The 12,995-nt window shown below is 58.7% G+C and carries 11 protein-coding genes; 5 read left to right on the top strand and 6 right to left on the bottom strand.

Features of this window, described 5'->3' with window-relative positions:
• Positions 1–39: 39 nt before the first annotated feature.
• Together dapD and V8J63_RS13480 are read right to left on the bottom strand one after the other, a co-directional pair.
• Positions 40–1,074, bottom strand: a complete 1,035-nt coding sequence (gene dapD / locus V8J63_RS13475; RefSeq protein ID WP_041478134.1) for a 2,3,4,5-tetrahydropyridine-2,6-dicarboxylate N-succinyltransferase — start codon at positions 1,072–1,074, stop codon at positions 40–42.
• 31 nt (positions 1,075–1,105) lie between these two features.
• Positions 1,106–1,468 (bottom strand): ArsC family reductase, encoded by a 363-nt coding sequence (locus tag V8J63_RS13480; RefSeq protein ID WP_038860603.1) that lies wholly within the window; start codon positions 1,466–1,468, stop codon positions 1,106–1,108.
• A 291-nt stretch (positions 1,469–1,759) separates the two neighbouring features.
• Between V8J63_RS13480 and V8J63_RS13490 the strand changes: the two genes are divergently transcribed.
• Positions 1,760–3,394 (top strand): Na+/H+ antiporter, encoded by a 1,635-nt coding sequence (locus V8J63_RS13490; protein ID WP_130927475.1) that lies wholly within the window; start codon positions 1,760–1,762, stop codon positions 3,392–3,394.
• Between the two features lie 24 nt (positions 3,395–3,418).
• Here V8J63_RS13490 and V8J63_RS13495 read toward each other — a convergent pair whose 3' ends face one another.
• The 4 genes from V8J63_RS13495 to map all read right to left on the bottom strand — a co-directional run bounded on the left by V8J63_RS13495 (position 3,419) and on the right by map (position 9,310).
• The gene (locus tag V8J63_RS13495; RefSeq protein WP_125917998.1) at positions 3,419–4,174 is read right to left on the bottom strand and encodes a M12 family metallopeptidase; all 756 of its coding nucleotides are present in this window, start codon (positions 4,172–4,174) and stop codon (positions 3,419–3,421) included.
• Between the two features lie 188 nt (positions 4,175–4,362).
• Positions 4,363–5,562: a succinyldiaminopimelate transaminase gene (dapC, locus tag V8J63_RS13500; RefSeq protein ID WP_125925188.1), complete on the bottom strand. Its 1,200-nt coding sequence runs from the start codon at positions 5,560–5,562 to the stop codon at positions 4,363–4,365.
• Positions 5,563–5,784: 222 nt separating this feature from the next.
• Positions 5,785–8,487, bottom strand: a complete 2,703-nt coding sequence (locus V8J63_RS13505) for a [protein-PII] uridylyltransferase (protein ID WP_016771478.1) — start codon at positions 8,485–8,487, stop codon at positions 5,785–5,787.
• A 40-nt stretch (positions 8,488–8,527) separates the two neighbouring features.
• Positions 8,528–9,310, bottom strand: a complete 783-nt coding sequence (gene map, locus V8J63_RS13510) for a type I methionyl aminopeptidase (protein ID WP_024011828.1) — start codon at positions 9,308–9,310, stop codon at positions 8,528–8,530.
• 373 nt (positions 9,311–9,683) lie between these two features.
• Here map and rpsB point away from each other — a divergent pair, with 373 nt between their 5' ends.
• The 4 genes from rpsB to frr all read left to right on the top strand — a co-directional run bounded on the left by rpsB (position 9,684) and on the right by frr (position 12,982).
• Positions 9,684–10,421 carry a 30S ribosomal protein S2 gene (rpsB, locus tag V8J63_RS13515; protein WP_003222119.1) on the top strand — a complete coding sequence of 246 codons (738 nt, stop codon included), beginning with the start codon at positions 9,684–9,686 and terminating at the stop codon, positions 10,419–10,421.
• Positions 10,422–10,612: 191 nt separating this feature from the next.
• Positions 10,613–11,476 (top strand): translation elongation factor Ts, encoded by an 864-nt coding sequence (gene tsf / locus V8J63_RS13520; protein WP_016771476.1) that lies wholly within the window; start codon positions 10,613–10,615, stop codon positions 11,474–11,476.
• Between the two features lie 208 nt (positions 11,477–11,684).
• Positions 11,685–12,428 (top strand): UMP kinase, encoded by a 744-nt coding sequence (pyrH, locus tag V8J63_RS13525; protein WP_003222124.1) that lies wholly within the window; start codon positions 11,685–11,687, stop codon positions 12,426–12,428.
• Entirely contained in the window at positions 12,425–12,982 is a 558-nt protein-coding gene (frr, locus tag V8J63_RS13530) for a ribosome recycling factor (RefSeq protein WP_007954771.1), read from the top strand. Before pyrH ends, frr begins: the two co-directional genes overlap by 4 nt.
• Positions 12,983–12,995 lie beyond the last annotated feature (13 nt).

Here is a 12,995-nt window from a genome sequence, read left to right on the forward strand (position 1 = left end):
AGCTTCGCGAGCAGACTCGCTCCCACAGGCCTACAGCGCTTAGTTGTGAGCGTGCAGCGCTTCGTTCAGTTCGATCGCCGATTTGTGGGTCTTGCATTCCACAGCACCGGTTTCCGAATTGCGACGGAACAGCAGATCAGTCTGACCGGCCAGCTCACGTGCTTTCACAACCTTGACCAGATTGTTGTTTTCGTCGAGCAGCGCAACCTTGGTGCCAGCGGTCACGTACAGGCCCGATTCCACAGTGTTGCGGTCGCCCAACGGAATACCGATACCGGCGTTGGCGCCGATCAGGCAGCCTTCGCCGACCTTGATCACGATGTTGCCACCGCCCGACAGGGTGCCCATGGTCGAGCAACCGCCGCCCAGGTCCGAACCCTTGCCGACGAAGACGCCAGCGGAAACGCGGCCTTCGATCATGCCCGGGCCTTCGGTGCCAGCGTTGAAGTTGATGAAACCTTCGTGCATCACGGTGGTGCCTTCGCCGACATAGGCGCCCAGACGCAGACGTGCAGCATCAGCGATACGCACGCCGGCCGGTACCACGTAGTCGGTCATTTTCGGGAACTTGTCCACCGAGAACACTTCCAGCAGCTCGCCGCGCAGGCGTGCTTCGAGTTGCATTTCCGCCAGTTCGCTCAGGTCGATCGCGCCCTGGCTGGTCCACGCCACGTTCGGCAGCAGCGGGAAGATACCGGCCAGGCTCACGCCGTGCGGCTTGACCAGACGGTGCGAGAGCAGATGCAGCTTGAGGTAGGCCTCAGGCGTGGAGGTCAGTTGCGCGTCTTCGGCCAGCAGCGTGGCGACCAGCGGCTTGTGGCTTTCGGCCAGGCGGGTCAGCAGCTTGCCTTGCACGGCGTCGATGCCTTTCACGGCTTCAGCCAGTTGCGCAGCCTGGGCGGTGGTGAAGGTGATGGCCTGGTTGCCTTCGGTGTAACCGAGGATCGGCGCAACAGCCGCGACCAGTTCGGCCGAAGGGTTGAGCAGTGGCTGGGCGTAGAACACTTCCAGCCATGCGCCTTGACGGTTCTGGGTGCCGACACCAAAGGCGATGCTGAACAGGGAATTGGACATGTGAATACCTCTACAAAGAGTGACGGGCTGCTTACTTCAGAGCGGCCGCGTAGATATCTGGCTTGAAGCCAATCAGGGTTCGGTCACCGAGATCGAGCACCGGGCGCTTGATCATCGAGGGTTGTGCGAGCATCAGTTCGATGGCTTTCGCTTGGTCGAGATCGGCTTTGCGTTCGTCGTCGAGTTTGCGAAAGGTCGTGCCGGCGCGGTTCAACACGGTTTGCCAGCCGTGCTCGTCGCACCATTGGGTCAGGTGCTCACGGTCAATGCCGGCGGTCTTGTAATCGTGAAAGTCATAGCTGACAGCGTGTTCATCGAGCCAGGTGCGCGCCTTTTTCATGGTGTCGCAGGCTTTGATGCCGAAAAGGTGCAACGTTTTACTTGAAACGGCCAAGGAATCGCCCCCTTTACAGGTGCTGGAAAAAAATGGTGACGGATTATGCCATGACCGGACGGTTTCGTCGGCCACGGTTGTCGTAACGCTGTGAAACCTGTGGGAGCGAGCTTGCTCGCGAAGGGGGCCTGTCAGTCAATTTCTGTGCTGAATGACACACCGCATTCGCGAGCAGGCTCGCTCCCACAAGGGTGTCGCTTGCGGCCCTGCGACATAGGTGCAACGGTCAGCCACAGCCTAAGGCGCTAATATGGCAGTTCAACGCTGTCGATCGCCTGAGATTCTGGTTTTATGCAAACTGCTTACACCGTCCTCATCCTACTGATGCTGGTCAGCGTCTCGCGACTGGTCGGGCGGGTCATCCCGCTGCCGTTGCCGCTGGTGCAAATTGCTGCCGGTGCCTTGCTCGCCTGGCCGACGCTTGGCCTGCACGTCGCCCTCGATCCCGAATTGTTCCTGTTTCTGTTCCTGCCGCCGCTGCTGTTTTCCGATGGCTGGCGCATGCCCAAACGCGCCTTCTGGCAATTGCGTGGACCGATCCTGACCCTGGCCGTCGGCCTTGTTCTGTTCACCGTAGTCGGTGCCGGTTATTTCATTCATTGGCTGTTGCCGACGATTCCGCTGCCGGTGGCCTTCGCCCTTGCAGCGGTTTTGTCACCGACGGACGCCGTGGCGGTTTCAGCGATTTCGCAGAACCGTCTCCCCACGCCGCTGATGCATATCCTCCAGGGCGAGGCCCTGATGAACGATGCCTCAGGCCTGGTGACCTTCAAGTTCGCCCTCGCTGCAGCGGTCACGGGCGTGTTTTCGTTGACCAACGCCAGTCTGACCTTCGTCGCGGTCGCGCTCGGTGGTCTGGCGGTCGGTGTAGCGTTGAGCTGGCTGGTCGGGCGCCTGCGCGCGTGGATGATCGCCCGTGGCTGGGACGATCCGGCCACTCACGTGGTGTTCATGTTGCTGCTGCCGTTCGCCGCTTACGTACTGGCTGAACGTCTGGGCGCTTCGGGCATTCTTTCGGCGGTGGCGGCGGGGATGATGCAAAGCTGGCTCGACCTGCTGCCGCGCCAGACCAGCACGCGATTGCTTAATCGCAGCGTCTGGGCGCTGCTCGAATTTGCGTTCAATGGCTTGATCTTCCTGCTGCTTGGCCTGCAATTGCCAGACATCATCAAGGCGGTGGTCAGCCATGAGCCGACGCTGTGGCCAACGCTGTTCTATCGCTGCCTCGATGTGCTGGCGATTTTCGTCGCGCTGGTGCTGCTGCGGTTCATCTGGGTGCAGAGCATCTGGCGCTTGTCGGTGTTGCTGCGCCGAGTGCGCGGCAAGGGCGAGCTGACCCAAGTGCCGACGGCGCGTTCATGCTGGTTGCTGACGGTGGGCGGTGTGCGCGGGGCAGTGACGCTGGCAGGCGTGATGTCGGTGCCGATGCTGATCGGCGCCGAGGCTTTTCCTGAGCGCGACTTGCTGATCTTCATTGCTGCCGGGGTGATTCTGCTGTCGCTGGTCTCGGCCTGTATCGCGCTGCCCTTGCTGCTGCGCGGCATCGACAAAAGTCCTGACGACAAGCGTCGTCAGGAAGTGCGCGACGCTTGGCGCAAGACAGCCGAAGCGGCGATTCACTCGCTGGAAAGCGAAGAAGTGGTCCCGCAGGATGCCGCTCAAGCGGCGCTGGCAGCGGAGCTCAAGGCGCGGATCATGTCCGAATATCGCCATCAACTTGATGTGTTCAATGATTCCGCCGAGGCTCAGGCGCTGGCATTCCAGATGGATCTGCTTGAACGGCGTTTGCGCTTGAAAGCGCTGCGCGCGCAGCGTCTGGAACTCTACAGCCTCAGTCGTCAGCACCAGATCGGTGATGACGTGTTGCGAGAAGTGCTCGGGGAACTGGATTTGAGCGAGGCCAATCTGGGCCAGGTCAAGTCGTAGCACGAGATGATTCCTGATGGCGATTCAAGGGGATTCGCAAGAGCCGCCGTCAGGAATTTCGATCGGATAAAAATGTGCGCAGATGCGTTTGTCCTGCCAACTTATTTCCGTGTTCATCGGTATCTCAAACTTCCCATCGGTTAGTTCCTTCTCGACAGGATAATGCATGATTGAAGTCGGATCGTATGGGGTGACGGTGATCGCCTCGTCTATCGGTGTAAAAATGTTCAGGTCCACGCTTTGCTTATCCATTCCCCATTTTTCCGCATATTCCTGATAGACCTTCGGTCTGTTCCAGGGAATGTTAGCATCAGGGTGCAGATGCTCATGATGAAAACCGAGCGCATGACCGAACTCATGTATTACTACCGTGCGAAAATCCGCATCTCCCGGTCGCGCGTATATGAACATCGTGGGTTTTCCTGCCGCGACTGTTAGTGCGTCGGTGCCAATTTGCGAAGCGTTTTGAGTAGTGTCGGTTGTAATTCGGATTACGCCGTCTTTACTATCGATGAAGCTAAAGGTGAGGCTGACATAGTCCGCCCATTCCCATATATGGCTCTTTATCGCTTCTTTCAGCGAGGCGGGTGGGTTGTCCATAAACGAAATGGTCAGATGGCGGCTCGGGTGCCAACACTTTGCATTGAGTGCCATGGTCCGGGAGGTCAGGCCTGAGTTGTTGGTGTACGAAATATTTTTCGAGTTTTCATTGATGGCCGCTCGAAAGCTGGCAACTGGATCTTCTATTTCAAGATTCAGACAGGGTCTGGTTTTGTACATGGTCAATTCCTTTGAGGTTTTTATCCAGGGTTGACTGCAAGTTAGTGGTTAAAAACTTGTAGTTTGTAAGTTGGTTGTTGCGGGGGGTAGGTTATTAGTTAGTGTATTGAGGAGTAAAGGAGGGGGTTGTAAGGTAGCGTTTCTTTTTTTTAGTCCGCATCAGGTGGCCTGATGCGGACACTTGAAAGTTACTGTTGGCGAGTAACGAATGCGCGTATTCTTTCGGCGGCCTCGACACATTCCGCCAGCGGCGCAACCAGCGCCATGCGCACGCGGCCCGCCCCCGGATTGACGCCATCGACATCGCGAGACAGGTACGAGCCCGGCACCACGGTCACATGCTCCTGCTCGAACAAATCACGGCAGAACGCCGCATCATCGCCCTGCACATTCGGCCACAGATAGAAGCTGCCGTCCGGGCGCTGTACGTCCATGACCGGGCTGAGGATGTTCAGCACCGCATCGAACTTCTCGCGATACAGCGCACGGTTGGCGCGCACATGCACTTCGTCATTCCACGCGGCAACGCTGGCCAGTTGAGTCTGTACCGGCATCGCGCAGCCGTGGTACGTGCGATAGAGCAGGAAGCCCTTGAGGATGTCGGCATCGCCGGCAACAAAGCCTGAGCGCAAGCCCGGAAGGTTGGAGCGCTTGGACAGGCTGTGGAAGACCACGCAGCGCTTGAAGTCATTGCGGCCCAGTTCGACGCAGGCGCTGAGCAGGCCCGGCGGTGGAGTTTGCTCGTCGAAGTACAGTTCGCTGTAGCACTCGTCGGCGGCAATGACGAAGTCGTACTGATCAGCCAGGGCGATCAACTTCTTCAGAGTCTCGACCGGAATCAGCGCGCCGGTCGGATTGCCCGGCGAGCACAGGAACAGAATCTGGCAGCGCTGCCAGATCTCCGGCGCTACTGCGTCGAAGTCCGGGTTGAAGCCGTTTTCATCCAGGCATGGCAGGTAATGCGGCTTGGCCCCGGCGAGGAACGCGGCGCCTTCGTAGATCTGATAGAACGGGTTCGGGCTGACCACCAGCGCATCGTCGCCACGGTTGACCACGGTCTGGGTGAAGGCGAACAGCGCTTCACGGGTGCCGTTGACCGGTAGCACATTGCGCGCCGGATCGATCCAGCCGTTCGGCACGCCAAAACGACGCTCGCACCAGCCGGCGATGGCTTCGCGCAGGGCCGGGATGCCGAGGGTGGTCGGGTACACCGCCATCTGATCCAGACTGTTCGCCAGCGCTTCGGCGACAAAGCTCGGCGAACGGTGTTTCGGCTCGCCGATCGACAGGGCGATCGGGCGTTTGTCCGGGTTCGGCGTAACGCTGCCGAGCAGGGCGCGGAGCTTTTCGAACGGGTACGGCTGGAGCTGGTTCAGAGCGTTGTTCATGGGGGCCTCTTTTAAATGCTCAAGAGCTTTCTGTGGCGAGGGGATTTATCCCCGTTGGGCTGCGCAGCGGCCCCAAAACCATTCACTGCGGTTCAACTGAATGTCCGCATACACAGGTTTTACGACTGCTTCGCAGCCGAACGGGGATAAATCCCCTTGCCACAGGGGATTGTATGTACCGGAGGAAGGCATGGGCTGCATTCACACGGATAAACGGGTGATTCAGATACTGATCCGCGAAAGTTTGATATCCGGTTCCTGATTGACGCTCAACTGTTCGACGATCGCATCCTGCAGACGGCTGCACAGCAGCGGATCGGACAGCGGCTGGTTGTGCGCGTCGGTGATGAAGAACACGTCTTCCACGCGCTCGCCCAGGGTCGCAATCTTGGCGTTCTGCAGCGACAGGTCGAACTCGAGGAAAATCCCCCCGACCCGCGCCAGCAGGCCCGGCCGGTCGGGCGCGGTCAGCTCCAGCACGGTCACTGGACGCTGGGCGTCGTTGTGAATGGTGACCTGCGGAGCGAAGGCGAAGTGTTTGAGCTGACGCGGCACCCGGCGCTGGATGATCGTCGGGTAGTCGTCCGGGTTGCGCAGCGCTTCGGTCAGGCCTTCGCGGATCTGCTTGATCCGCGCCGGATTGTCGCCGATCGATTCGCCTTCGTTGTCGAGCACGATGTAGGTGTCGAGGGTGAACTGGCTGCTCGAGGTGATGACCCGGGCATCGTGAATGTTCAGGTTGAGCTGGTCCATCGCCGCCACGGTCACGGCGAAGAAGTCATGCTGGTCCGGTGCATAAATGAAGATCTGCGTGCCGCCCTCGAACTCGCGCTGGGTGGTTTCCTTGATCAGCACCAGCGGCCCGCCATCCACCGGTTGCTGCAGGATCGCGTCGCTGTGCCAGGCTACATCGCCGGCGGTGTGACGCAGGAAATAGTCATCGCCCAATTGCGCCCACAGCTGCTCGACGTCGTCCGGATCGGTGCCGCCGCGCACCAGAATGTCCAGCGCCGCGCTTTGCGTCTGGCGGATCTGTTCTTCGCGATCCACCGGGTTTTCCAGACCCCGGCGCAGGGCGCGCTTGGTCTCGGTATAAAGCTGGCGCAGCAGGCTGGCGCGCCATGAGTTCCACAGCGTCGGGTTGGTCGCGTTGATATCGGCCACGGTCAGCACGTAGAGGTAGTCGAGGCGGGTTTCGTCGCCGACCGCCTGGGCGAAATCGTGGATCACCTGCGGGTCGGACAGATCCTTGCGCTGCGCAGTGGTGGACATCACCAAATGGTTCTGCACCAGCCAGACGATCAGGCGGCTGTCCCACACCGGCAACTGGTGACGCTGGCAGAACGCCTCGGCATCGACCGCGCCGATCTCCGAGTGATCACCATGCCGGCCCTTGCCGATATCGTGATACAGACCGGCCATGTAGATCAGCTCAGGCTTGGGCAGCTTGGCCATGAGCTTGGCCGCCAGCGGAAATTTCTCCGAGACCTGGGTGTACTGCAGTTTGCGCAGGTGCTTGATCAGATTCAGCGTGTGCGCATCGACCGTATAAATGTGGAACAGGTCGTGCTGCATCTGCCCGACGATAAAACCGAACTCGGGCAGGTAGCGCCCGAGAATGCCGTAACGGTTCATCCGCCGCAGATTGCGATGGATGCCGATCTTGCACTTGAACAGCTCGATGAACAGGCTGGTGTTGCGGATATCGTTACGGAAGTTGTCATCGATCAGATGACGATGTTCTCGCAGCAGACGAATGGTGTCGGCGCGCACGCCTTTGATTTCCGGCTGTTGGGCCATCAGCACGAAAATTTCCAGCATGGCGAACGGCGTGCGGCGGAACACGTTGTCATTGCGCGCTTCGATGTAACCGTCATGCAACTGGAAGCGCGAATTGATCGGTTGCGGCGGTGCTTCGTCTTCCGGAGCGAGGATGACTTCCTCGAAGTGCTGGATGATCAGATCGCTCAGTTGGGCGATGCTCATCACGGTGCGGAAATACTGCTGCATGAAGTTTTCGACCGCCTGTTTGGCGTCGTCTCCTTCAAATCCGAGCAGGCCGGCAATGGTGCGCTGATGATCGAACAGCAAGCGGTCTTCGGAACGGCCGGCGAGCATGTGCAGCGCGTAGCGCACTTTCCAGAGGAATTCCTGGGAGGAGGCGAGCAGGGCGTTTTCGCTTTCGACCAGAAAGCCTTCGCCAGCGAGGGCGCGCAGGTTCAGGGTGCCGTACTGACGGCGGGCGACCCAAAGGATCGTCTGAATATCGCGCAGGCCACCGGGCGAGCCTTTAACGTTCGGTTCGAGGTTGTACTCGGTGTCGTTGTATTTGTGGTGGCGAGCCTTCTGCTCGGCACGCTTGGCCAGGAAGAACTCCTTGGCCGGCCACATGTGCGCGGTGCTGGTGACGTCGAGCATGCGCTGGCGCAGGCGCTCGGGGCCGCAGATGGTGCGGCTTTCCATCAGATTGGTGACCACAGTCAGGTCGGCGCGGGCCTCTTCTGCGCATTCGTCGACCGAGCGCACGCTCTGGCCGACCTCCAGACCGATGTCCCAAAGCAGCGTCAGAAAACGCTCGATGGAATCGCGGAAAACTTCGTGGTCGGCACTGTCGAGCAGAATCAGCAGATCGATATCGGAGTAGGGGTGCAGTTCGCCGCGACCGTAGCCGCCCACCGCCACCAGAGCGATGTCGGCGTCTTCGCTCCAGTTGAACTGCTCCCAGGCCTTTTGCAGGATATTGTCGACAAACCAGGCGCGGTCCTCAATCAGCCGGCGGATGTCGCGGCCATTGCGAAAACGCGTGTCGAGGACCTCGCGGGCCTGGCGGATCGCCTTCTTGAACGCCGCGATAGGACTCGCTTTGAGGGCCAGTTCAGCCTGGAACTGGCCGCGGTCGAAGAGTTCGGGATCCACCTGCGGCATCGATTGGCTTTCCTTCTATAGGCTGGGAGCGTTCTGGGTGTCAGGCCGAGATACGCGGGATGGTGTCATCGCTGCGCAAAGTGAAAATCTCGTAGCCGGTGTCGGTGACCAGCAGGGTGTGTTCCCACTGGGCCGAGAGCTTGCGGTCCTTGGTGATCGCGGTCCAGCCGTCGCCCAGAACCTTGGTGTCGGCCTTGCCCTGGTTGATCATCGGCTCGATGGTGAAGGTCATGCCGGCCTTCAGTTCCATACCGGTACCGGCGCGACCGTAGTGCAGGATCTGCGGTTCTTCGTGGAAGACCTTGCCGATGCCGTGACCGCAGAACTCGCGCACCACCGAGAAACCGTTCTTTTCCGCGTGCTTCTGGATAACTTCGCCGATGTCGCCGAGGCGGCAGCCGGGTTTGACGATCTCGATCGCCTTGTACATGCATTCCTGGGTGACCTGCGACAGACGCTCGGCCCAGACCGGCACTTCGCCGACGTGGAACATGCGGCTGGTATCACCGTGGTAGCCGTCTTTGATCACCGTGACGTCGATGTTCAGGGTGTCGCCGTTTTTCAGCGGCTTGTCGTTAGGGATGCCGTGGCAGACCACATGGTTGATCGAAGTGCAGATCGACTTCGGGTAGCCCTTGTAGTTGAGCGGGGCAGGGATGGCCTGCTGCACATTGACGATGTAGTCGTGGCAGATCTGGTTGAGCTGATCGGTGGTCACGCCCGGTTTGACATGTTCGGCAATCATTTCCAGCACATCGGCGGCCAGTTTGCCGGCGACACGCATGCCAGCGATGTCCTCGGGGGTTTTGAGGTTGACGGTCATACAGGCTCTCTCTGCGCTCGGCGGCGCTTACGGATACGAATTGGGTGGCAAGCGTACATTTTGCGACCCTGAAAAACGCGATTCTACCAGACGGGAGGCGCAAATCCGCGCCTGCATGTCCAGCTTCTATCTATACAATGGTGCCCATCGAGCCGATTCCAAGGGGGCTGCGCCCGTGTCCCTGGTGCGAATACAGATTCCGGGTTCCGTTTCTGCGCACCCTGTGGTATAAAATGCGCCGCTTTCCGGGGATGCCCCGAAAAGCTTAAATCCACACACGTGTCGACACGATGACCTGGGTGCCTTGGGCTTTATGCCTCTGGTTGGTCATTGGGATACGTGGAGGCCAAACCCGACTTATCAAGGAACTATCATGTCCCAAGTCAACATGCGCGATATGCTGAAGGCCGGTGTGCACTTCGGTCACCAAACCCGTTACTGGAATCCGAAAATGGGCAAGTACATTTTCGGCGCGCGTAACAAGATTCACATCATCAACCTTGAAAAAACCCTGCCAATGTTCAACGAAGCTCTGACTTTCGTAGAGCGTCTGGCCCAGGGCAAAAACAAGATTCTGTTCGTCGGCACCAAGCGTTCCGCTGGCAAGATCGTTGCTGAAGAAGCAGCACGTTGCGGCTCGCCGTACGTCGATCACCGCTGGTTGGGCGGCATGCTGACCAACTTCAAGACCATTCGTGCTTCCATCAAGCGTCTGCGTGACCTTGAAGTTCAAGCCGAAGACGGTACTTTCGCCAAGCTGACCAAGAAAGAAGCGCTGATGCGCTCCCGTGATCTTGAGAAGCTGGATCGTTCGCTGGGCGGCATCAAGGACATGGGCGGTCTGCCAGACGCACTGTTCGTGATCGACGTTGACCACGAGCGCATCGCGATCACCGAAGCCAACAAGCTGGGCATCCCGGTCATCGGCGTTGTCGATACCAACAGCAGCCCGGAAGGCGTTGACTACATCATCCCAGGCAACGATGACGCCATCCGCGCTATCCAGCTGTACATGGGTTCGATGGCTGACGCAGTTATCCGCGGCCGCAACAACGTTGCTGGCGGTACTGTAGAATTCGCAGCTGAAGAAACTCAGGCTGCAGCTGAGTAATCGACGCCCCTGGCGTTGACTCAGTAAGCAAAAAGGGGGCTTGGCCCCCTTTTTGCCACCTCGAAAACCATTTGTCGGCGCCCACGTCTGTATTTGTCATGTGCGGCAGCCAACATGGGTGGTTCGGGAAGAATTGAACGCCCGTTCGATCGGGTGGAATGGTTGAAAACCTATCCAAGAGGAATTTGAAAATGGCAGCAATTACTGCAGCGTTGGTCAAAGAACTGCGCGAGCGTACCGGCGAAGGCATGATGGATTGCAAGAAAGCCCTGGAAAAGGCTGACGGCGACATCGAAAAAGCCATTGATGACATGCGTGCTTCGGGCGCGATCAAGGCTGCGAAAAAAGCTGGCAACGTTGCCGCTGAAGGCGCAATCGCCATCAAATCGAATGACAAGGCAGCCGTGCTGCTGGAAGTCAACTCGCAGACCGACTTCCTGGCCCTGCAAGACGACTTCAAGAACTTCGTTGCTGCCAGCGTAGAAAAAGCTTTCGACGAAAAACTGACCGACGCAGCTCCGCTGATCGCCGCTCAGGAATCGGCTCGTGAAGCTCTGGTTGCCAAAGTCGGCGAGAACGTCAACATCCGTCGTCTGGTACGCGTAGAAGGTGACGTTGTCGGCACTTACCTGCACGGTAACAAGATCGGTGTTGCTGTTGTCCTGAAAGGCGGTGACGTCGAACTGGCCAAAGACATCGCTATGCACGTTGCTGCAAGCAACCCTGAGTTCCTCCTGCCTTCGCAAGTCTCCGACGAAGCGATCGAGCGTGAGAAAGCTGTGTTCCTGCAGCTGAACGAAGAAAAGATCAAAGGCAAGCCAGAAAACATTGTTGAGAACATGGTCAAGGGCCGTATCAGCAAGTTCCTGGCAGAAGCGAGCCTGGTCGAGCAGGCGTTCGTCAAGAACCCTGAAGTCAAGGTTGGCGAACTGGCCAAGAAAGCCGGTGCTGAAATCGTTTCCTTCACCTACTTCAAAGTAGGCGAAGGCATCGAGAAGCCGGTCGACAACTTCGCTGAAGAAGTTGCTGCCCAGCTGGCTGCCGCCAAGCAATAAGACGGTTTTCAACTGTCGCCCGAAAGAGGCTGCCCGCTAACGCGCGCAGCCTCTTTTCAGATGGGGTACCAATTTTTTATTTGGTTTCCACCCGGAACTGACTTACAAAGCCATGTTCCGATGGCGCTGCAGCAGCGCCAAGCTAGAGTGAACGCCAGCTGTAAACAGCTCGCAAAGAATTTTAAATACGCCGCAGGAGAGATTCGCAATGGCTCAGCAGGGCAGTGGTTATCAGGCTCGCTATAAACGCATTCTACTCAAGCTTAGCGGCGAGGCCCTGATGGGCTCGGAAGAGTTCGGGATCGATCCGAAGGTACTGGATCGCATGGCGCTGGAAGTCGGCCAGCTGGTCGGCATCGGCGTGCAGGTCGGTCTGGTGATCGGCGGTGGCAACCTGTTCCGTGGCGAAGCCCTGAGCAAAGCCGGTATGGATCGGGTCACGGGCGACCACATGGGCATGCTGGCCACTGTGATGAACGCCCTGGCCATGCGCGATGCGCTGGAACGTGCCAATATCTCGGCCATCGTCATGTCGGCCATTTCCATGGTCGGTGTGACCGATCACTACGATCGTCGCAAAGCCATGCGCCACCTGAACTCCAAGGACGTCGTGATCTTCGCGGCCGGTACCGGCAATCCGTTCTTCACCACGGATTCGGCAGCCTGCCTGCGTGCAATCGAAATCGACGCCGACGTTGTGCTCAAGGCCACCAAGGTTGATGGCGTGTACACCGCAGACCCGTTCAAAGACCCGCATGCCGAGAAGTTCGATCATCTGACTTATGATGAAGTACTGGATCGCAAGCTGGGCGTAATGGATCTGACTGCTATCTGCCTGTGCCGCGATCACAAGATGCCGCTGCGCGTATTCAACATGAACAAGCCCGGCGCCCTGCTGAACATCGTGCACGGCGGCGCTGAAGGGACTTTGATCGAGGAAGGCCAACAATGATCAACGAAATCAAGAAAGACGCCCAAGCGCGTATGCAGAAATCCCTGGAATCTCTGAACCACGCGTTCGGCCAGATTCGTACCGGCAAGGCTCACCCGAGCATCCTTGGCAGCGTCATGGTGCCTTACTACGGCACTGACACTCCGCTGAGCGGCGTTGCCAACGTCACCGTGAAAGATTCGCGCACCCTGCAGGTCGTGGCCTTCGAGCGCAACATGCTCGCTGCCGTCGACAAGGCAATCCAGAGCGCCGGTCTGAACCTCAACCCGACCAATCTGGGCGAGTTGCTGTTGATCCCGATGCCTGCCCTTACCGAAGAAACGCGCAAAGGCTTCACCAAGCAGGCCCGCAGTGCAGCCGAAGACGCGCGCGTAGCCGTGCGCAACATCCGTCGCGATGCCTTGGGCGAGCTGAAAAAACTGGTCAAGGACAAGGAAATCAGCGAAGACGAAGAGCGTCGTGCCATCGCCGATATCGATAAGCTGACCAAAGAATCCGAGGCCCAGATCACCAAGGCCACGGACGAGAAAGAAAAAGACCTGATGGCCGTATAAGGGTCGAGCTTTA

The organism is Pseudomonas sp. CCNWLW23, assembly GCF_037095675.1.
In the GTDB taxonomy this organism is placed as follows: Bacteria; Pseudomonadota; Gammaproteobacteria; order Pseudomonadales; family Pseudomonadaceae; genus Aquipseudomonas; species Aquipseudomonas atacamensis.

What these genes read in the sequence shown, in the direction of transcription:
- dapD (WP_041478134.1), bottom strand. Translation starts at nt 1,074, where the DNA reads ATGTCCAATTCCCTGTTCAGCATCGCCTTTGGTGTCGGCACCCAGAAC.
- V8J63_RS13490 (WP_130927475.1), top strand. Translation starts at nt 1,760, where the DNA reads ATGCAAACTGCTTACACCGTCCTCATCCTACTGATGCTGGTCAGCGTC.
- V8J63_RS13495 (WP_125917998.1), bottom strand. Translation starts at nt 4,174, where the DNA reads ATGTACAAAACCAGACCCTGTCTGAATCTTGAAATAGAAGATCCAGTT.
- dapC (WP_125925188.1), bottom strand. Translation starts at nt 5,562, where the DNA reads ATGAACAACGCTCTGAACCAGCTCCAGCCGTACCCGTTCGAAAAGCTC.
- V8J63_RS13505 (WP_016771478.1), bottom strand. Translation starts at nt 8,487, where the DNA reads ATGCCGCAGGTGGATCCCGAACTCTTCGACCGCGGCCAGTTCCAGGCT.
- map (WP_024011828.1), bottom strand. Translation starts at nt 9,310, where the DNA reads ATGACCGTCAACCTCAAAACCCCCGAGGACATCGCTGGCATGCGTGTC.
- rpsB (WP_003222119.1), top strand. Translation starts at nt 9,684, where the DNA reads ATGTCCCAAGTCAACATGCGCGATATGCTGAAGGCCGGTGTGCACTTC.
- tsf (WP_016771476.1), top strand. Translation starts at nt 10,613, where the DNA reads ATGGCAGCAATTACTGCAGCGTTGGTCAAAGAACTGCGCGAGCGTACC.
- pyrH (WP_003222124.1), top strand. Translation starts at nt 11,685, where the DNA reads ATGGCTCAGCAGGGCAGTGGTTATCAGGCTCGCTATAAACGCATTCTA.
- frr (WP_007954771.1), top strand. Translation starts at nt 12,425, where the DNA reads ATGATCAACGAAATCAAGAAAGACGCCCAAGCGCGTATGCAGAAATCC.